Raw genomic sequence first — 20612 nt, 5'->3', positions numbered from 1 at the left:
TATAGTGCTGATGTCTTATAAGAAAAAGAAAGGCTCTAAGAATTCTCTATGATGAACTCCGATGATCGTAAACTGGTTGGGCAATCTGTCTATGAACAGCTGCGTTCCGATATTGTGACAGGAACACTTTCACCAGGCGAAAAACTAAAGTTAAACGCTCTACGAATCCGTTATAGTGCCAGTGTGAATACCCTGCGTGAAACCTTGATGCGTCTCGTGTCTGATGGTTTTGTTTTATTTGTTGATCAAAAAGGCTTTTCAGTAAAGCCCGTTTCTACCTCAGATTTACATGAGTTATTAGAGCTCAGGCAGATGTTAGAACTGTCCGCTGTGCGTAAATCCATGGCAAATAAAGATGGGCAGATTGAATGGAAATCGGCGTTGATCAGTGCGCACTTCCGTTTGAACTGTGTTGAAAAAATGATGATGGAAGATGAAGTCAGTCATGTACAGGCATGGGAAAAGGCGGATCGAGATTTTCATATGACCATGGTGTCGCATTGTGGTTCTCAGCAGCTGATTCGCTATCATGCTTCGGTGATTGAGCTTTACATGCGTTATCAAGTGTTGGCTTTACATCGCCGTCCATTTCGCGGACAAGCCTCAGTAGAAGAGCACCAAGAATTGCTCAAACATCTGCTTGCAGATGACCTGGAATCTGTACTCGCTATTTTAGATTCGCATATCCAAAAAGGTTTAAGCTTGCCTGATTCGGAGACAGCCGTATTAGCCATGGAATCTAAAGTCATCGCTTAACATTTATTATTTAGGATTTTCTGCCAAATGAAACGCACAGGGACTCCATGCCAATCTATTCTAGATAACTCTGCTGGGAGGGTGGCGTGGAAACTATAATCAGCACGATCGCCCCGATTTTTTTTCTGATTCTCATCGGCTTTCTGAGTGTTCGATTTTCTTTTGTGCCTCAAGAGATCATTCCAAGCCTAAGTCGTTTTGTTTTATACCTTGCTCTACCTGCACTAATTTTTATTAAGCTCTCCAATATGGCTCTCCACGAAGTCCTACAGTTTGATTATATTGCTGTGTATGCTGCGGGAGGATTAGGTACTTTTTCAATTACGGTATTGCTTAGCTGGCGATTATTGAAAAGTGATTTGGTCGATGCTGGTGTTAGAGGTGTCGGAGCGACCATGTCAAACAGCGCCTTCATCGGCTTTCCTATTGTGTTGCAGTTTTTCGATCATTCTTTGACGCAGGCTTTTGTAATGTCACTAATGGTCGAAAATATAATTTTATTTCCGCTCTGTTTGATCTTCATCGAAACCATGTTGGGAAAGAGTGAAAGTCACGATAAAAACCTATTTAGGGTCGTGTTAAAACGAATTTCGACAAATCCATTATTGATAACTTTGGCTGCTGTCTTGTTGTTTTCATTGTTTGAATTGAGTCTGCCGAGTTTTATGTCCAAAGGCTTTGATTTACTGGCCGCAGGAGCGTCGTCCGCGGCATTGATTGTGATTGGCGGATCTCTGGTTGGCGTGACGATTAAAGGTCAATGGGCGCCTATATTGCTGGTGGCATTTGGTAAGTTGGTTTTATTTCCGGTTATCGTCGCTTTATGTTTAATACTGACTCCTAACATGTCTGATGAATTAAAAACTGCTGTGGTGATTTTTGCTTCGGTATCCATGTTCAGTTCTTATCCCATTGTTTGTGGGGAATACGGTGCTCGGAGTTTTTGTGCGAGTACTTTGCTAATTACTACCGTTTTGTCGTTTTTTTCCTTGAGTATTTTGCTGCACTTCTTTGTGTGATGGCATAGCGGTATAAGGTTAATTGAATATTTAAACTGTTTTATAGGAGAAATTATTATGTCTACCATCATGGTATTGAACGGGCCAAACTTAAATTTACTGGGGACTCGTGAGCCTGCGACTTACGGTTATGAGACGCTGGCGGATGTTGAGGTTATGTGTCGTGATGCTGCCGCGTCTTTAGGTCATGAGGTGGAATGTCATCAATCTAACCATGAAGGTGTGTTGATTGATCTAATTCATGAAGCAGGGCGTCGTATAAAAGCGGGTGAAGTGTTAGGTTTGGTCTTTAATCCAGGTGCTTACACTCATACCTCTGTTGCACTACATGATGCGATAAAGGGGGCTGATGTGCCAGTGATAGAAATTCATATTTCTAATGTTCACGCTCGCGAAGCTTTCCGTCATCATTCTTATATCTCACCTGCCGCGGCGGGCATTGTTGTTGGTATGGGAGTGCAAGGTTATGTTTTGGCGATTCAGGGGTTGGTGCATAAACTCAAAGGTTAAACATGGATTACGCTTGCAATACCTTTTCTGCGACGGTTCGTGTGTAAGATTGTTGCGAGCCTTGTAAGTCTTAAATCGCTGGATCTCCTTTGTGATGGTCAAGGGGCTTGTAATAAGTGTCTAAGGTTTGTGCCGTATCTCGAACGGCACTCATAAAGAGTTTTAGTGCCATGGAGGGAACTGAATCTGCTCGAGTGGTTAGGCCCACTGCGCCAAGTGTTTCTTTAGTATCGATAGGTAGTTCATCCAATTCACCATCCGCAATCTCTCGTGCGACGACGCCGCGCGAAATAATCCACACCGCATCGTTATTACGAATAAACTCTTTGCCAAATGAGTCGGAAACTGTATCGATTCTATCTGATAGATTGCCAACCCCTTGGGATAATAAGAAACGATCAACATAAGGGGCTGTAATAGAGCCTTTGGGTGGATAGAGGATGGTGTAGTTGGCAATGTCATTGATCTGAAAGTTTTCTTTCGTCAGTAAAGGGTGATTAGGGCGAACGGTAAAGGCGACTTGTTCAGAGTATAAATGCTGGAATGACAGCCCAGACATGGCTTCGGGAATCCCTAAACGACCGACGACTAAATCCAATTCGCCGACACGCAGTTGACTCATTAGCAGGGCATTTGGTCCAGAGACTAAATGTAGGCGTACATCAATTCCCCCAGTGCGAAAGCGCTTTACCGACTCTGGCAAAATACTCGTGGCCACCGTGGGCAATACGCCAATACTAATATGGCTGACACCTTTTTGTTGAGCTTGAGCGACCCGTTCCGCACCTTCTCGTAAAGCGGCGACACTGGTGCTGGCATGTTCCAAAAAGACGTTACCAAATGGCGTCAGTTCAACACCTTTTTTACTACGCTCTAATAGTCTAACGCCCAGAATGTCTTCGAGTTCTTTGAGTTTTTTTGAAACCGCGGGTTGGGTGAGTGCTAATACATCGGCAGCACGAACAACGCTACCTTGGCGGGTGACTTCTAAAAAACATTGTAGGTGACGATATTTAATACGGTTTTCTAACATAAAAAAGTGTCCCATCGTACACGTCTGGTTTTCGTTGTCGTTCAGCTGCCACTTATTAAAGAAACACGAAGGATTCAGGCTTAGAAGAGCGCTAAAAAGGAAATGATTTTCTAATATTACACTCTTATCTTTGAGTTTTGAAAAGATTCTATGTATTCCTTTTTCGATATATTTTTGGTGCTTTATTTCATTCTTAATAGGACTCTTAACGCTAAAATCTTGTGCTAGCATCAATTCAAAGCTTATAGAGAAATAAGGCTTTGTTTCTTATATATCGTTTTCGTTATGAAATTTGGACAATCAGGACTTAGGAATGAAAACAGCACTCGCAACCGTTACCCTATCTGGCACGCTAAGAGAAAAATTCGAAGCGGCGGCGAAAGCCGGTTTTCAGGGTGTGGAAATCTTCGAAAATGATCTCACTCAGTTCGATGGTTCGCCAAAAGATGCACGCCGTATGGCACAAGATTTAGGTTTGGAAATTATTGCTTTGCAGCCATTCCGTGATATGGAAGGTATGCCAGAGCCGTTGCGCTCGCAAAAATCCAATATGTTGAGGCAAAAGATGGAAGTCGCTCATGAGCTGGGGACGAATCGTCTGTTGTTTTGTTCTAACGTGCAACCTTACTCTTCTGCGGACCGTGATGTTTGTGCTGCAGACTTATTTAGTCTTGCGGAAATGGCTAAAAAAGAAGGCATTATGTTGGGGTATGAAGCCCTAGCTTGGGGTTACCATATTGCTGATTATCATGACGCCTGGGATCTTGTTAAGCGTGTCGATCACCCCAACTTGGGGATAATTTTAGACACTTTTCACATGTTTTCCCGAGGCAATACTTTGGATGTACTGCGTGATGATATTCCACTAAACAAGATTGCACTTGTGCAAGTCGCTGATGCGCCAAGTCTACAAATGGACGTGTTGCAATATAGTCGACACTTTCGCTGTTTCCCCGGTCAAGGAGACATGCCTGTGGTTGAGTTTTTACAGGTTTTGAAAGATAAGGGCTTTAATGATTATTTGTCTCATGAAATTTTTAACGATGAGTTTCGTTCTTCATCACCTTTAGAAAAAGCCGTTGATGGTATGCGTTCATTAATTTGGCTAGATGATCAGACTGTCAGTAAACGCGAGGAAAAAACGGCACCGATTGAAGCACCACAAGTGAGCGATGTGGAGTTCATTGAGTTCGCTATTGAAGGGGAAAGTGGAGAAGCCTTGATCAACACCTTAGCTCAGTTGGGGTTCCACGAGACCCATAAACATCGCTCTAAAAACGTCAGCTTGATGCGTCAGGGTAATATTAACCTGATTCTTAATCGTGAACCGAAAAGCCAAGCTCATGAGCATTTTCAGAAACATGGCGTATCGGTTTGTGCAATGGCATTTGCTTCTGAAGACGTTAAAGCGACATTGTCTCTTGCTGAACGTTATCGAGTGGAGCGCTTTGATAATCAGGCCGGCCCAGGAGAATTAAATATCCCGGCCTTGCGTGGTATTGGTGATAGCTTGGTGTATTTGGTATCCACTGATGCCGCCGTGCGTTTTTTTGAGGTGGACTTTAAACCGATTCAAGGGGTTCAAGGTGAAACAGGCGTGGGCTTAACTCGCTTTGACCACATCGGGCAAACGGTTTCCAATACTGACTTTTTGTCGGCGTCTTTTTTCTATAAATCCGTGTTTGGTTTTGATATCGATGCCAGCCAAGACTTGCCAGATATCCATGGTTTGGTTGTGAGTCGTACGGCGCTAAGCAAGGATAAGCGGGTGCGTATCCCATTGAATATGACCAACGCTCGGGATGCATCAGCTCAGCGTTTTATTCAAAAGTCCAAAGGCTCTGGTGTGCATCAGATTGCGTTCGCTTGTGATGATATTTTTGCGGCGGCAAAAAACATTGATAGCGAAAAACAGCTGCCCATTCCACAGAACTACTATCGTGATATTCAAGCACGCTTTGGTTTGTCTTCAGAGATGGTGAAAAAACTGCAGTCACACAACATTATGTATGACCAAAATGACGAAGGGGAGTTCTTCCATTTTTATACAGAAGAAGTTCATGGTGTGTTTTTTGAGGTCGTACAACGAGTAGGCGATTACAGCCGTTATGGCGAAGCAAATGCATTTGTTCGTCTTGCCTCACAGGCGCGCCAAGAGAAAAAGTAAATCATTGTCATTGCGGGGAATGATTTATTATTGGTGTACCCTTTTGTGAGGAAATTATGCCGGAGGAGGAAAGCTTCCTCCGGTTTTTTTTGCCTAAAAGGCCTCGCTATTAGGTTGTTATTTAGCCGTTACTTGGAACTGACCCACCAAGGAATCCAGTTTTAAAGCCGACAAGCCAACGCGAGACGATCGTCTTTGCAATGCTGCAATAGAACGCTGCATTTGCTCAGTTGCAGCGCCCATTTCATGAGCGGTTTTGGCATTTTCTTTGTTGCTTTCGTTGAGCAACAAAATTGCCTCAAACATGCGATCGACTAGAGCGTATAAAGCACTGTCTCCGGTGTTGGTTTGCTCATTGGCCATGAGGTTTTGATCAACATCTTCTGCGCCTTTTTCCATGAAGCTGACAGCACTGCGTGTTTCCTCCTGAATCCCTTCTAGCATGGCTTGTATTTCTTCTGCAGCGGCGGCTGTTTTAGACGCGAGACTACGTACTTCATCGGCTACAACAGAAAAACCACGCCCATGTTCACCTGCTCTTGCTGCTTCAATAGCGGCATTTAAGGCAAGTAGGTTGGTTTGGTTGGTTATGTCGGAAATGGTGGTAATGATGCCGGCTACTTCATTGGTTTTCTGATCCAATGATTTGACCGATTCGGCTGTGGTTCGAACCACATCGCGTATTTCTTGGGTGCCTGTTTTCGCGTCGAGCAAGCGCGATTGGGTTTCGGTAGCCACTTGATTCATGGCTTGCTTCAAATCATCCGCGGTTTTAGAGGCACTCTGTACTTCGTTTATTTGCTGTTGGAATACATTGAGCATGCTCTCCACTGTGGACTCAAGGTATTGCGAAGCTTGGCTGGCTTCTTCATTAGTACGAATCATAAAGTCATTCGACTTTTTGACATTGGTACTTGCTGAAATGACTTGCCCTATGGTGGTATCAAGGTTGTCAATAAAGCTGTTCATCCAACGTCCCATATCACCGGTTTCGTCATTGGCTAGTTCGCCGTCAAGTCGTTGTTTAAGATTACCTTCACCTTCCGCGATGGTTTGAATAACTTCTGTCATTCGGCTCATTCTACTGCTAATTCTTTTGCTGGTGAGCTTATTAAACAATAATCCAGCGACACCTAAACTAGCAAAGGCTACGACGCTCGTTAGAACAATGGATAGATTGGTATACGCTTGTAACGAGGTACTGACGATTAGTGGAACGCTGGAGGCTAGCAGATAGCTTTTCATTAATTTTAGGTTGATGGAGCGGCGGCGATAGACTTCTTCTAAGTCACCTTCACACATCATTCCCCAAGTATCTGGGCTACCTCTTAATTGAAAGGTAACGCCTTTGCCAATAACGGGAATGTGTCGGTAATCGGAATACCCAGGGTAAGTGACAAAGAGGTTTTGGCCATTCTTAATGGTTTCTCTTACGCCAGGGTGCAGCTCTTTTGTTGCCGGATCGGTAAAACGAATTTCAAATTCTGTGTGTTGTTGAACTTTGACGGTTCCCCATTTTGTCGTTATACCGCTTTTTAGGTTTTCGCCATGACTGAAGGTGTCATCTTCAAAACGAGAACGAGAAAGTGCCGTTCCGGGGAGTATGGATTTGTCTAGTTCAGATTTAACCATAAACAAATAGTTATCACCGGATTCTTTATAGATGTGTCCAGCTTCCCGTTGAATTAGGTCTCCTACCACATCATTGGGTACTCGAGCGCAAATCGCCCCAACGCAGACACCATTTTGTGTAATTGGCAGATAGAACATTAGGGTTACTGCATCATGAAATTTTGAGCTAGACGCACCTATTTTTAAGGTGTTTTGATCAAGGTATGGACCATGAAGGAATTCTTTCTTTAAGCCGGCTTCTAGTGCTTTAGGGTGTATGTCTGTCTTATTAACGCGGTCTTTTGTCGTGGATTTGAGTACTTTTCCTTGGGTATCAATGACAAAGTATTCAGACACGTCAGGCACGATATTTAAGCGCTCTTCTAGCGCCTCTTGTTCTATGTGTGGAAATGAGCGAGTGACAATTTCTAATAAAACATCGAGTTGTGACCACTGATTATTTACCCAAGTATTCAGTAGTTTTACTCTTGTGTTAGCGATGCTTTCGAAGGTTTTTTCGATATTCGCATAAGTGTTTTTATTTAAATAACACGACCAAAAGAGAGATAGTCGACCTGTATTGCCAAACCAAGGTAACCAATGACGTTCTTTTGATGAAAGTGACATCTGACTGCTTTTTAAACTCATACCAATATTGCTCCGTTGCATTAAGCACTACTTCGTTGCAGGCGCTTAGAGGAGTCTTTAAAAAAGCAATTTTTTTGCCACTGTTTTTTAAACTTAAAACTTTAGTTTGATATTCTGCTAACTTATAAAAAGGCATTATTATTCATCTGCATATTTTTAAAAAAGCAGTGATTTATTTAAAGTCGGGTTTTTTTGTCTGCACCAGAACTGTGATTTTTTGTAAATTTTTGCTTTATTTTGGTTCATTTTGACGAATAAAGACAACTATGTGGCGTTTAAAGATAAAAAAGTTTCGAGTGTTTCTTCAGGGTAATCGACGCTTTTCTGCTAAATCGAGCAAATAAAAAGTCGCCTAGCCCATCGAATTATGTATTTATACTCTGCAGAGTGATTGACGATATAACCAGTAGATAGAAGGCTTGGTTAGAAAAAATAATATAGAAGCTTCCATCAATACCTTTTGGGATATTGATGGAAAAGTCATCGATGTTATTTAAGCCTGATTTGAAAATGCCATGCGAGTGAGGTTTTCGGGTTGGTCGTTTTTCACAACAACATTATCTTCGATACGAATACCACCATAAGGTAAGAAGTGTTTTATGCGCGCCATGTCACAACCATGTTGTGTCACTTCGGATTGCATTTTATCTAGCAGCATAGGAATGAAGTACAAACCGGGTTCTATGGTGATTACCATGTTTTTTTCTAGGGTGCGTGTCAAACGTAAGAATGGCGCGCTGTCGTCCGGTTTGCGTAAGGTGCCAGCAGAATCAATCTGATGACCACCCACATCATGAACTTGTAAACCAAGTAAATGACCTAAGCCATGGGGAAAGAAGACTTGTGGAATGCGTTTGGCTAGTTGCTCTTCGACACTGAGAGAGCAAATTTTGTGTTCAAGCAATAGGTTCGCAATGCCTGCTAATGTGTCCTGATGCAAATCACGGTAGCTAACCCCAGACATTGCACTGTGACAAAGGGTTTGCTCCATTGTATCTAAGTCATTTATCAAGGCGTTAAAGTCGTCATCATGACGGGTAAAAGTACGGGTGATATCGCTAGCATAGCCGTGTTCGTTGGCCCCCGCATCAATAAGCAAAGTACGAGAGCTTGCGGCTTGTTCTATGGATTTATGTTCGTAATGCAGCACGGCTGCGTGCTCATCTAAACCGACAATGCCAGGGTAGGGTTCTTGGAAAGCATTTTGCTGACTGGCTTTTAAAAAGGCGAGATGAATTTCCAATTCGCTCTTGCCAGCTAAAAACGCTTCTTTCGCTGCAATGTGACCAGCTGCTCCGCGTTCGCTGGCTTTGCGCATAGCGGCAATTTCGAAGTCTGTTTTGACCGCTTTAGCAAAGTCCACATAGGCTTTTAAGCCCTCACAAGGAACAGCAAATGGCTGGGGTTGTGGTCCTAACCAAGCGGTTTGCTTAGGTACATCGGCATACCATTTATCGTCTTTACGAGCCGTGACAATATGCCAGTTTTGTTGCCAGTCGCCACTAGGAACTGGGTTAGGAGCGTGCCAAAAATCGTCACGAATAGGCCAAACTAAGGTTGGCTTTTCGCCATTTTTTAAGACGATATAGGTTTCTGCTCCGAGCGTAAATGGCAGCCACTGTTGCGCGCCAGAGTAGGCATGGAATGGGTGAGTGTGATCATCCTGAAAGTAATAACTTTTTTCCCCTGTGGCTAAAACAATGGCATCTAGACCAAAATGCACCATGGCATTTTCATAACGAGAGGTAAGAACAGCAAGATGTTCTTGGTAGAGTGTAGTCATAAAAGAACTCATATTGATTTGCTAGTGTTAACAAGAATGCAGACTTAATATCCATTTGGCCTGCATTGAGTATTCAGGGGGAGTGTTGCTAATAGGATACGCTAAATTGGTAATCAATCGGCACTATTTTTAGTGGTGATTTTATTGAAGACAAGCATGAAGACACGAAAAGTAATGAATCCACAAAGTACAGAAATGAAGGCCAATACTAAGTCGTTTTCAATCACAAAGAAGTGTTTGAAAACATAGAAAAAGACGATGGTCAGCATGATGCGTATCAAGCTATCAATGAGTGGATAAAGTTTTGTCACGTTTGTTTTTCCTTAAGTCTATCTAGCGAAAATAAAGACCTTCCCATAAAAAGACGTTTAAGCCAATTATTTGATGGGTAAGTAGACTGAAGTAATGTAGTCCTTTGAGTTACTTGTTTGTATTGGCCCAACTTCAAAAACTTCGATGCCGCAGTGTCGCCTATCACGTTTTAAGTTATGTAAGCGCATAAAGTTGTATAAAACATGCCATGCTAAAGAAAGGTTTTGGTAACAACCGACATAGCGTAAATGCAAATATTGTCCTTTCAAAACAATACGTTCAGGGCAAAGCTCACAAGGCACTATATTTTGCACTGGGATACCTAGTCGACCAGAGAAGTAATGATGGTTAATATCGGCCTTCTTATAAATGGCAAAACTAGGGCCCGCTGGTGGATTTTCAGGACCAAGTTCGGTGATCAAATCGTGGAAGCCCTGATCCATTTTTTGAGACATGGGCTGATGGTTGACCACAAAGGGTCTAGTTACGGCGTCAACATTGTCTAAGGTTGTTTTATCTAACCAGACAAATGCAGGTTCATGATATTCGTGATCGGATTGGGTGTTGTATTTGCCGAGATAAGAGAGCATTTTTAACAAGGCAAGCTCACCATCTTTATCGGCACGAAGCGCAAAAACTCTTTGCCTCCAACGTAATAAGAAAGGCAGTTGACCAATGACTTGTATCGTGATTAAGGTGCGATTCTTTTGTTTTGTTAGGTCGATGTTGAAATGCAGATCACAGGGGTAAAACGCGGGTGCTTCTAGGAGTGTATGGAAATAATGCGCACCGGGTCGAGAGGCTTTTAGGCTTATGTAGCCTTTTTTAATGGAGTCACCTTGCCATGATAAGCAAGATGGAAACACAGAGTGAACGCCGGAATTCAAATATTCATAGCTAACTTCTGCGTCAGGCTCGTACATAAGCCAAGGTAACCAGCTTTGCCAATTATTTAAGTCGCTTAACTCTTCAGAGATGACACCTATTGGCACATCTATAACTGCATTTTTTCGGCTAAAAAAACGGCCTCGAAAGCAAAATAGATACCCTAAAAATGCGATGACGAAAAACGTGACCAGTAGTAGTGTGACAAGCATACATGTTTTATCCTTCTGCTGAACGATAGAGGTGTCAGTCAAAACACGGTTTTATTTTGTCTTGATTGCCATGTCGTTTCAGTTTCTTAAATAAGCGTTTATTTGCTAATTGTTGCAAATAGGCCATGAGAATCTTGCTTTTCACAGCATAGTGTTTAATGTCACCTTTTAGCAAGAGTGTGTTTTGTACAACAACGAAATTTAGCGCTAACTTATCAGGCAGAGGAACATAATAATGAAATCGACATTAGTTTGGGATTGGCCTATACGAATTAGTCATTGGCTAATTGTGCTTTTGTTTACAGGCTTGATAATCACAGGAAAGTCGGAAGGCGATTATATTCAGTACCATTTTTATATGGGCTACAGCTTATCTGCCGTCATCATTGCGCGAGTCTTGTATGGTTTTTATGGTTCCTATTACGCCCGCTTTAGTCAGTTTATTAAAGGGCCAAAAGTGGCTTTCCGTTTTGCCAAATCACTGTTAACTGGTCGACCTAAACATTATTTAGGGCATAACCCGGTTGGTGCTCTGATGGTGGTTGTTTTATTAGCGGCCTTGTCTGTGCAGTGGGGAACAGGGTTATTTAGCAGTGATCAAATTTTTTGGTATGGCCCGTTTAATTCTCTGGTGTCGGAAGAGCTTGCTAGTCAGCTAGCATCGATACACCATTTTTTACCGAATGTATTGTTAGGTTTAGTGGCCATCCACGTACTTGCTGTGCTTTATCATGAACTCTGCCTGAAAGAGCGTCTTATTGAAGCCATGATTCATGGTCGTAAGAAGAGTGCTTTCGTGACTTCTGTGTCGGTAAAAACACCGCGTTGGGGCGTGATTTTTTCTTTGTTGATGGGACTTTCTTGGTTGGCCGCTCTGTGGCTGATCCCTGTTTAGTTCGCCTATTTAATAGTATAGACAGGCTCGTAATTTGATATTATGGCCTGTAGTTGTCTTTTTTATAAACAAATGAACAGATGGAAAACTCAGTGTCTGATGTCACAATTCACAATCTAGCCAATTTATTCGATGATTTGCCAGATGCGCCATTGCCAATTTACGCTAAGTTGAAGCAAGCCATCTCTTTGAAAATCTCCTCTGGTGAATGGCAGACCAATCAGCGTATTCCTTCGGAATCTGAAGTGGTGAAGGCGTTGGGCGTGAGCCGCATGACGGTGAATCGAGCGTTGCGTGAGTTAACTGCGGAAGGTTATCTGGTTCGTCACCAAGGGCTTGGGACTTTTGTTGCAGAGAAAAAAGCCCATTCGGCTCTTTTTGAAGTTCATAATATAGCGGAAGAAATCGCAGATCGAGGCCATCAACATCGCTCAGAACTATTGGTCTTAGAGTCCGCAAAAGCTACGATGGAAGAAGCCATGACGTTGGGTGTTCGTACCAATCATGAGATTTTTCGTTCTGTGGTGCTGCATTTTGAAAACGACTTACCAATCCAAATAGAAGAGCGCATTGTTAACGCGACGTTGGCACCTGACTACGATCAGCAAGACTTTGCTAAACACACATCTTATGAATACTTAATGAGCGTTGCGCCTATGACAGAAGGTGAGCATTTAGTGGAAGCGATCTTACCGAATGCGATTGAGTGTGAACGCTTACAAATTCAAGCCACAGAGCCTTGCTTGCAAATCAAACGTCGTACTTGGGCTGGGAATGATATCGTTACCGCTGCGCGATTATTACACCCCGGTTCGCGCTTCCAATTATTTGGCCATTTTGGTCGTTAATTTCGTTCTGTTATGCTGATCAAAATGCCCCGGCCTTGGTGTAAGGTAGCGCTGGCATTTTGATTGAAAATGATCATGCTGTGCGCTTTGAGCTGCAATTTGCCATGATTCTTCATCTCTAGCTCTGTGTCTTCACACCCATAAAAACCGCAAAATACTGTGTTGTTCGTTATCAATGATAATGAACAGGGAGCGCTATGAGTCGTAACGTCAGCTCGGGTGTCCTTGTCTCTCACCATTATATTTAGGTCTTCAATGTTGCCATTTTTCAGACTCGCGTAAGTGGTTTCTCCACCGGAAAACCTAGCGATATCTAAAGGTTTTTCTAGTCGGCTGATTGAGAGAGAGGCGTCAATTTTGTGTTCTAGCGTCATGCCTTCACCAGATAATAGAACCAAGGTGCGATGCAATCCATTGAAGTCTGAAAATACACCATCTTCAATGACAGAGGCTTGGCTGATACGAAAGCGCAGGCCATTTATGTCTTCTTGGCACTGTATTTCTAGGGTTTCACCAAGGCCATTTTTCCATGGCATTTTTTGATAGTGTGATTGCTCGATAATGATGAAATCAGACATGGTAGATGGCCTTTTTGATGGCTTGGGTAAAGGCGAGACGGCTGCTTTCTTCTTGCTGGTGGCGGAAGTTTTGAATGAGGTGTTGTCCAGCCACAAAAACATCTTTTATCAGGCTTTCATTGGTGGCGAACAACCAACGATTTAACAAGTCTTTTGCTTCGCTCGCCGCGATAAATGGGTGGGATTCATCCAGCACCATAAAGTCTGCTCGGTTGCCTACATTTAACCCTAGCGATACGTCGCAGGCTTGATTGCCACCCAATAACGCTTGTTGAAAAAGGTTGTCGCCAATGCTGGTTTGATCGGCGCGATAAAGGCGATTGCGCTGTTGATCGCGAAGGCGTTGCCCATATTCATAGGTGCGTAATTCTTCGACGATGGAAAGACTCACATGGCTGTCAGAACCAATCCCCCAACGGCCGCCTTCTTGTTCGAAAGCCACACCAGGGAACATTCCATCGCCCAAATTGGCTTCTGTCGTTGGGCACAAACCTGCAACAGCGTGTTTCTTAGCAATGGCTTGTCGTTCTGCCGCGGTTAAGTGAGTGGCGTGAACCAAACACCAGCGCTCATTTAAGCCTATTTCGTTATCTAGCCATTCCACAGGACGCTGTCCACTGAAGGCGATACTGTCTTGCACTTCCTTTTGTTGCTCCGCGATATGAATGTGAATAGGGCGATGCTTTGATAGCGTCTGTAAAACATTTTCTATTTGCGGTTTGGTGACAGCGCGTAAGGAGTGGAAGCAAATGCCCAATCTGTGTAGAGCCTGATTTTCTAGCGCTTTCTCACATGCTTGATGCAGTTCTAGATAGGACTCAGTCGAGTTGATGAAGCGTGCCTGTCCGGCATTGGGAGCTTGTCCGCCAAAACCGGAATGGGAATAGAGCACAGGCAATAAGGTGAGCCCAAGCCCAGAGTCGTTCGCTGCTGCGATGATCTGATTCGACATTTCACAAATCTGACCATAGTGTTTTCCGCCCCTATCATGATGCAGGTAATGGAACTCCCCAACTTGTGTGTAGCCGGCTTTGAGCATGTCGATATAGAGCTGTTTGGCAATGATATAAGCATCATCGGGTGAGAGTTTTTGCACCACTTTGTACATTAAATCGCGCCAGCTCCAGAAGCTGTCGTTTGGATTTAAGCTGACTTCCGCAGCACCCGCCATAACGCGCTGAAAAGCGTGGGAGTGGACATTTGCCAATGTGGGGAGAACGGGTCCAGATAAAACATGACTTGTGGTGGTGGGTGCGCTGTCTACGTCAATAGAAATGAATTGGCCATTTTGTACGGTCATTAGCACATTGTCTGCCCAGCCAGAGGAGAGTAAGGCACGTTCAGCAAAATAGAGTTGGGTGCTATCGCAATGAGAGGCATTTGGGCTAGTCACAAGTCATTTCCTAATCAGTGTTTATCAACTGAGTGTAATAGAAAAAATAATGTATATACAAGTTTGTTTTTATCTGCCTACATTTTTTAGGGTGTGTTGCTTGTTTTACTTGGTTTTTTAGCGTCTTTAATAAGGCGAGATGGGCGCGTATATCCTTATTACAGGCTATTTATTTTAAAAAATGCCTTGCATCTAGAAAAATAAGATTTTATCTTTTGATTAATTGTATATACATGTTCATTTAATCTTTCTTACAATCAGAATAAAAAGATACTCTTTAATAGGTGAAAAAATGACTAAGCAAACAATCTCTCAAAAACGCCATCGCGCTGGTGTCGTAAAGGCCGCAACAGGAACATCGCTAACGGCAAAATCTTGGTTTACAGAAGCGCCAATGCGCATGTTGATGAACAATCTTGATCCTGATGTGGCAGAAAACCCAGAGGAATTAGTGGTTTATGGTGGCATTGGGCGTGCAGCACGAGATTGGGAATGCTATGACAAAATCGTTGAATCCCTAAAAGAGCTAGAAGAAGACGAAACCTTGTTGGTGCAATCTGGCAAGCCCGTTGGTGTGTTTAAAACCCACAGCAACGCGCCGCGCGTATTGATCGCCAACTCAAACCTAGTGCCACACTGGGCCAATTGGGAACATTTTAACGAGCTAGATGCAAAAGGTTTGGCGATGTATGGCCAGATGACGGCGGGTTCTTGGATCTATATTGGTAGCCAAGGCATAGTGCAGGGCACTTATGAAACCTTCGTTGAAGCCGGTCGTCAGCATTATGACGGTAAACTGGCAGGACGTTGGGTATTAACCGCAGGATTGGGCGGAATGGGTGGTGCTCAACCACTGGCCGCGACTCTTGCTGGTGCGTGTTCTTTGAATATTGAATGTCAGCAAAGTCGAATCGATTTCCGTTTACGTACTCGTTATGTGGATGAGCAAGCGACCGACCTAGACGATGCCATGGCGCGCATTAAAAAATACACCGCAGAAGGCAAAGCGGTTTCGATCGCGCTGTGTGGCAATGCGGCAGAAATCCTACCTGAAATGGTTAAGCGTGGCATTCGTCCAGACATGGTGACCGACCAAACTTCCGCTCATGACCCGTTAAATGGTTACTTACCTATTGGCATGAGTTGGGAAGAGTACCGCGAGAAATCGCAAACTGAACCACAGGCGATTGTTAAAGCGGCAAAACAATCCATGGCGAAGCATGTCCAAGCCATGTTGGATTTCCAGAAAATGGGCATTCCTACCTTTGACTATGGTAACAATATTCGTCAAATGGCGATGGAAGAAGGGGTGGACAATGCCTTTGATTTCCCAGGCTTTGTACCAGCGTACATTCGCCCTCTATTTTGTCGTGGTATTGGGCCTTTCCGTTGGGCGGCTTTGTCGGGTGATCCTGAAGATATCTACAAAACCGATGCTAAGGTAAAAGAGTTGATTGCTGACGATGAACATTTGCATCATTGGCTAGACATGGCCCGTGAGCGCATTCAATTCCAAGGTTTGCCAGCCCGTATTTGTTGGGTAGGGCTGGGTCAGCGCGCCAAACTGGGCTTAGCTTTTAATGAAATGGTTCGCAGTGGTGAGCTGTCTGCACCCATTGTCATTGGTCGAGATCATTTAGATTCTGGTTCGGTAGCGAGTCCAAACCGTGAAACAGAAGGTATGCAAGATGGGTCTGATGCGGTATCTGACTGGCCATTATTGAATGCTTTATTGAACACCGCGTCTGGTGCGACTTGGGTGTCTTTGCACCATGGTGGCGGCGTTGGCATGGGCTTTTCACAACACTCGGGTATGGTGATTGTGTGTGATGGCAGTGATGATGCCGCTGAACGTATTGCGCGCGTGCTTCATAACGACCCTGCGACGGGCGTCATGCGCCATGCGGATGCAGGCTATGATATTGCCATCGATTGCGCGAAAGAGCAGGGGTTGAATTTACCTATGATCACGGGTGCTCAAGCTAAATAAGTTGCTCATAATGCTTATTAAGCCGATCGTTTAAAACATTAGTCATTAAAAACTTAAAATAATACGGCAGTACATCGCACAGAAACTGGAGAACACCATGTTTGAATTAACCATTAAACCAGGCAAATTGACGTTAAACGAGTTGCGCCAAATTAGCCGTCGTCATGTGAAATTGACACTAGACGAAAGCGCGTTTCCTGATATTCACGCCAGCACTCAAGTCGTCAATGATGTGATTGCAGAAAATCGCACCGTTTACGGAATTAACACGGGCTTTGGCTTGTTGGCGAATACGCGTATCGCCCCGGAAGATTTAGAGGAGTTACAACGCAGTATTGTACTGTCTCACGCGGCAGGCATTGGTGATTTGATGGCAGACAGAACCGTTAAATTAATCATGGCCTTGAAGGTCAATAGTCTTGCCCGTGGCTTTTCAGGGATCCGCTTGGAAGTGATTCAAGCGCTTCTCACCCTGATTAATAAAGAAGTCTACCCATGTATTCCTAAAAAAGGCTCAGTCGGTGCATCTGGTGATTTAGCGCCTTTGGCCCACATGAGTACAATTTTGTTGGGCGAAGGCAAGGCTCGTTACCGTGGCGAAGTGATTTCAGGCCAAGCAGCGTTGTCTATTGCCGGTCTTGAACCAATCACTTTAGCGCCTAAAGAAGGTTTGGCGTTGTTAAACGGTACGCAAGCTTCGACCGCGTTTGCTCTTGAAGGATTGTTTGAAGCCGAGGATTTATTTGCTTCTGCTGTGACTTGTGGTGCTTTATCTGTGGAGGCCGCATTGGGGAGTCGTAGCCCATTTGATGCACGCATTCATGAAGTACGTGGTCATCAAACGCAGATCGATGCCGCAGCGGCATATCGCCATTTGTTGGGTGACAGCAGTGAACTGGGGGATTCTCATCAAGGCTGTGAAAAAGTCCAAGACCCATATTCCTTACGTTGCCAGCCTCAGGTGATGGGCGCTTGTCTAGAGCAAATCCGTAATGCGGCCCGTGTTTTGTGTGTAGAAGCAAACTCGGTATCGGACAATCCATTAGTATTTGCTGCCGAAGGCGACATTATTTCTGGTGGTAATTTCCATGCTGAACCGGTTGCTATGGCCGCGGATAATCTTGCTCTTGCGATTGCGGAAATTGGCAGTTTATCTGAGCGTCGTATGGCGTTGTTGATTGATAGTAACTTAAGCAAATTGCCACCTTTCCTAGTCGATAACGGCGGCGTGAACTCTGGTTTTATGATTGCTCAAGTAACGGCCGCAGCATTGGCGAGTGAAAACAAAACCTATGCGCATCCCGCGTCGGTAGACAGCTTGCCAACCTCGGCGAACCAAGAAGATCATGTTTCGATGGCGACTTTTGCTGCTCGTCGCCTGAAAGATATGGCGGAAAATACCCGTGGCATCTTGGCGGTAGAGATTTTGTCTGCGGTTCAAGGTTTGGACTTCCGCGCCCCATTGAAATCCAGCAAACGTCTTGAACATGCTCGAACCACTTTACGTGCTCGTGTGCCTTTCTACGATAAAGACCGCTACTTCGCACCAGACATTGAAAAGGCCAATGAGTTGTTACTAGAAGCGGTGCATAACGACACTATGCCGGAAGGGCTATTACCTAGTGTTAAATAGCCTAGCGTTAAATTGCCTAGTGTTAAAAGCCTAGGGTAAAAGAAGCCAAGTGTTTAAGTGAAAAGCGAAGCATTAACAGGACAGCTATGACAAACGATACTCCAATGAAATTAGACAGTTTGTGGCGTGGTGCGCATGCTGCCACCATGAAAAACGGCTTGTATAGCGTGATTGAAAACGCTGCGATCGGTGTGGTCGGCGGTCGTATCGTTTGGATTGGCGAAGAGAAGGACCTTCCTGATTATCTCACTCAACAGGAACAGGATTTAGGTGGTGGCTGGATCACCCCCGGATTGATTGATTGCCATACGCACTTGGTTTTTGGTGGTAATCGTGCGGGGGAATTTGAACAACGGCTCAATGGTGTGAGTTATCAGGAGATTGCTCAGCAGGGCGGTGGTATTGCTTCGTCGGTGAAGGCCACTCGTGACGCCAGCGAAGCAGAGCTGATTGCCAGCGCGGCGCGGCGTTTAAAAAGCTTGATGGCAGATGGCGTGACCACGGTTGAGATCAAATCAGGTTATGGGTTATCACTGGATGCTGAGTTGAAAATGCTGCGTGTAGCAGGTCAACTAGGTAACGATTTTCCAGTGACTGTAAAGCGGACTTGTCTGGCGGCACACGCCATGCCTCCTGAATTTAAGGACAAAGACGACTACATAGATTACTTATGCGAGACCTTGTTGCCGAAGGCCGCTAAGCTGGGAATGGCGGATGCCGTGGACGCCTTTTGTGAAGGCATTGCTTTTAGTACGGAACAAGTTGCCCGCTATTTTAAAACGGCAGAGTTTTTGGGCTTACCAGTGAAAATTCATGCGGAGCAGTTGTCGTCATTAGGTGGAACAGCCATGGCCGCGTCCTTCAAAGCCTTGTCGGCGGATCATATCGAATTTATTGAAGAATCAGATGTTAAAGCCATGGCTGAATCGGGCACCGTGGCCGTGTTATTGCCTGGGGCATTTTTTACCCTAAAAGAAACTCAGCGTCCTCCGATTGATTTACTTCGACAATATGGCGTTCCCATGGCGGTTGCTACGGACGCTAACCCTGGTACTTCGCCAGCTTTATCGCTGCGGCTTATGATGAATATGTCTTGTACTTTGTTTGCTCTGACGCCTGAAGAAGCCCTTGCCGGTGCAACCATTTATGCGGCAAAAGCATTGGGCATTGCAGACACTCATGGTAGTTTAGAAGTTGGTAAGGTCGCCGACTTTGTGTGCTGGGAGGTGGAAAGTCCCGGTGAATTAAGCTATTGGTTAGGTGGTGATTTATTAAAAACTCGCGTTTACCAAGGCGAGAAAAAATAAGGGGCAAGATAAGATGACAACGCACAATACGCTGGATGTAACGGCATTTGATTTTGTACAAGGAGACTCACCCATATTGGTCAGCATGCCTCACTCAGGTTTGAACCTGACTGATGAAGTGCAAGCTGGAATCACTGAACAGGCAAACAAGCTGCCTGATACCGACTGGTTTATTCCTGAGCTTTATGACTTTTTAGCGTCTCTAGATATTGGGGTTATTAAGGCAAATTACTCTCGATATGTGATTGATCTTAATCGCCCTTATGACGACAAGCCTCTCTACGAAAGCAAAACAACGGGCTTGTTTCCGGATATTTTGTTCGATGAAAGCCCTATTTATGCTGAAGGCAAAACGCCAAGTGATGAGCATCGAACCTTTTGCAAAGAACAGATTTGGAAACCGTATCACGAGACGATTGAGCAAGAATTGGCTCGATTAAAAGCCAAATTCGGCTACGCGATCTTATTTGATGCCCACAGTATTGCTGCCGAAGTGCCGATGTTGTTTGACGGAACATTGTCTGATTTCAATTGGGGTACTAACGAAGGTAAATCCTGCGACGAATTACTCGCTAATACCGTCACCCAAGTCCTACGACCTAATTATACTCAGATACTGAATGGACGTTTTAAAGGCGGCTACATTACTCGCCACTTTGGGCAACCCGAAAACCATATTCACGCCATTCAGCTAGAGTTGTCTCAGGCGACTTATTTAAACGATGAGCTAGCGAAACAGTCGGTTTATCAGCTTGATGGAATGAAACTGCCGTTGATTAAACAGCAGCTGCATGAAGTGATTGAGGCTTGTCAGCACCTTCGTTTTTGATATCTGACGTTTATCGTTTAAGAGTCCTCATATTGTGAAAATGATATGGGGATTTTTTTTGCAAATGAATTCCTAGCCCCATTGTCTTGATGATACTGTAATTGGGGCATTGTTATTGTGTTAAACCTTATAAGAAAAGGATTTCTTATGTTCAAAGGCTATTTCTTAGCGGACTCTTCTTCTACCTTTTGTTGTTCAATTAT

17 protein-coding genes are annotated in these 20612 nt (G+C 44.2%); 10 read left to right on the top strand and 7 right to left on the bottom strand.

Going from position 1 to position 20612, the window contains the following annotated elements; translation table 11 throughout:
- Positions 1–48 precede the first annotated feature (48 nt).
- From C0J08_RS19020 to aroQ, 3 genes are all read left to right on the top strand, one after another.
- A complete protein-coding gene (locus C0J08_RS19020; RefSeq protein WP_212653468.1) occupies positions 49–756 on the top strand; it encodes a GntR family transcriptional regulator in 708 nt (235 codons plus the stop codon).
- 86 nt (positions 757–842) lie between these two features.
- A complete protein-coding gene (locus C0J08_RS19015; protein ID WP_212653467.1) occupies positions 843–1775 on the top strand; it encodes an AEC family transporter in 933 nt (310 codons plus the stop codon).
- Between the two features lie 57 nt (positions 1776–1832).
- Positions 1833–2285 carry a type II 3-dehydroquinate dehydratase gene (gene aroQ / locus C0J08_RS19010; protein WP_212653466.1) on the top strand — a complete coding sequence of 151 codons (453 nt, stop codon included), beginning with the start codon at positions 1833–1835 and terminating at the stop codon, positions 2283–2285.
- A 70-nt stretch (positions 2286–2355) separates the two neighbouring features.
- Here the strand turns inward: aroQ and pcaQ are convergent, their stop codons facing one another.
- Positions 2356–3318, bottom strand: coding sequence for a pca operon transcription factor PcaQ (gene pcaQ, locus C0J08_RS19005; RefSeq protein WP_212653465.1), 963 nt, complete (start codon positions 3316–3318; stop codon positions 2356–2358).
- Between the two features lie 313 nt (positions 3319–3631).
- Here pcaQ and C0J08_RS19000 point away from each other — a divergent pair, with 313 nt between their 5' ends.
- Entirely contained in the window at positions 3632–5485 is a 1854-nt protein-coding gene (locus tag C0J08_RS19000) for a bifunctional sugar phosphate isomerase/epimerase/4-hydroxyphenylpyruvate dioxygenase family protein (protein WP_212653464.1), read from the top strand.
- Between the two features lie 117 nt (positions 5486–5602).
- Here the strand turns inward: C0J08_RS19000 and C0J08_RS18995 are convergent, their stop codons facing one another.
- The 4 genes from C0J08_RS18995 to C0J08_RS18980 form a co-directional block, all read right to left on the bottom strand.
- Complete coding sequence (locus C0J08_RS18995; protein WP_212653463.1) at positions 5603–7744, bottom strand: methyl-accepting chemotaxis protein; 2142 nt, start codon at positions 7742–7744, stop codon at positions 5603–5605.
- A 493-nt stretch (positions 7745–8237) separates the two neighbouring features.
- Complete coding sequence (pepQ, locus tag C0J08_RS18990; RefSeq protein ID WP_249344382.1) at positions 8238–9527, bottom strand: Xaa-Pro dipeptidase; 1290 nt, start codon at positions 9525–9527, stop codon at positions 8238–8240.
- A 113-nt stretch (positions 9528–9640) separates the two neighbouring features.
- Positions 9641–9838 carry a hypothetical protein gene (locus C0J08_RS18985; protein WP_212653461.1) on the bottom strand — a complete coding sequence of 66 codons (198 nt, stop codon included), beginning with the start codon at positions 9836–9838 and terminating at the stop codon, positions 9641–9643.
- Positions 9839–9904: 66 nt separating this feature from the next.
- Entirely contained in the window at positions 9905–10936 is a 1032-nt protein-coding gene (locus tag C0J08_RS18980; RefSeq protein ID WP_212653460.1) for an AraC family transcriptional regulator, read from the bottom strand.
- A 235-nt stretch (positions 10937–11171) separates the two neighbouring features.
- Here C0J08_RS18980 and C0J08_RS18975 point away from each other — a divergent pair, with 235 nt between their 5' ends.
- Together C0J08_RS18975 and hutC are read left to right on the top strand one after the other, a co-directional pair.
- Entirely contained in the window at positions 11172–11831 is a 660-nt protein-coding gene (locus C0J08_RS18975; RefSeq protein WP_212653459.1) for a cytochrome b/b6 domain-containing protein, read from the top strand.
- 92 nt (positions 11832–11923) lie between these two features.
- Positions 11924–12679, top strand: a complete 756-nt coding sequence (gene hutC / locus C0J08_RS18970) for a histidine utilization transcriptional repressor HutC (RefSeq protein ID WP_249344381.1) — start codon at positions 11924–11926, stop codon at positions 12677–12679.
- Here the strand turns inward: hutC and C0J08_RS18965 are convergent.
- Positions 12676–13257, bottom strand: coding sequence for a HutD/Ves family protein (locus C0J08_RS18965; protein WP_212653457.1), 582 nt, complete (start codon positions 13255–13257; stop codon positions 12676–12678). The two genes, hutC and C0J08_RS18965, sit on opposite strands and share 4 nt — an antisense overlap.
- Positions 13250–14650: a formimidoylglutamate deiminase gene (locus tag C0J08_RS18960; protein ID WP_212653456.1), complete on the bottom strand. Its 1401-nt coding sequence runs from the start codon at positions 14648–14650 to the stop codon at positions 13250–13252. The genes C0J08_RS18965 and C0J08_RS18960 overlap by 8 nt, the downstream gene beginning before the upstream one ends.
- A gap of 292 nt (positions 14651–14942) precedes the next feature.
- Between C0J08_RS18960 and hutU the strand changes: the two genes are divergently transcribed.
- The 4 genes from hutU to hutG all read left to right on the top strand — a co-directional run bounded on the left by hutU (position 14943) and on the right by hutG (position 20409).
- Complete coding sequence (gene hutU / locus C0J08_RS18955) at positions 14943–16640, top strand: urocanate hydratase (protein ID WP_212653455.1); 1698 nt, start codon at positions 14943–14945, stop codon at positions 16638–16640.
- A 97-nt stretch (positions 16641–16737) separates the two neighbouring features.
- The gene (gene hutH / locus C0J08_RS18950; protein WP_212653454.1) at positions 16738–18273 is read left to right on the top strand and encodes a histidine ammonia-lyase; all 1536 of its coding nucleotides are present in this window, start codon (positions 16738–16740) and stop codon (positions 18271–18273) included.
- 86 nt (positions 18274–18359) lie between these two features.
- A complete protein-coding gene (gene hutI, locus C0J08_RS18945) occupies positions 18360–19580 on the top strand; it encodes an imidazolonepropionase (RefSeq protein ID WP_212653453.1) in 1221 nt (406 codons plus the stop codon).
- Between the two features lie 13 nt (positions 19581–19593).
- The gene (hutG, locus tag C0J08_RS18940; RefSeq protein WP_212653452.1) at positions 19594–20409 is read left to right on the top strand and encodes an N-formylglutamate deformylase; all 816 of its coding nucleotides are present in this window, start codon (positions 19594–19596) and stop codon (positions 20407–20409) included.
- Positions 20410–20612: the final 203 nt, after the last annotated feature.

The sequence above is a fragment of the Marinomonas sp. CT5 genome, assembly GCF_018336975.1.
GTDB lineage: Bacteria > Pseudomonadota > Gammaproteobacteria > Pseudomonadales > Marinomonadaceae > Marinomonas.
Note: the sequence above shows the minus strand (reverse complement) of the source record. Positions and strands in the feature narration are given on the sequence as shown.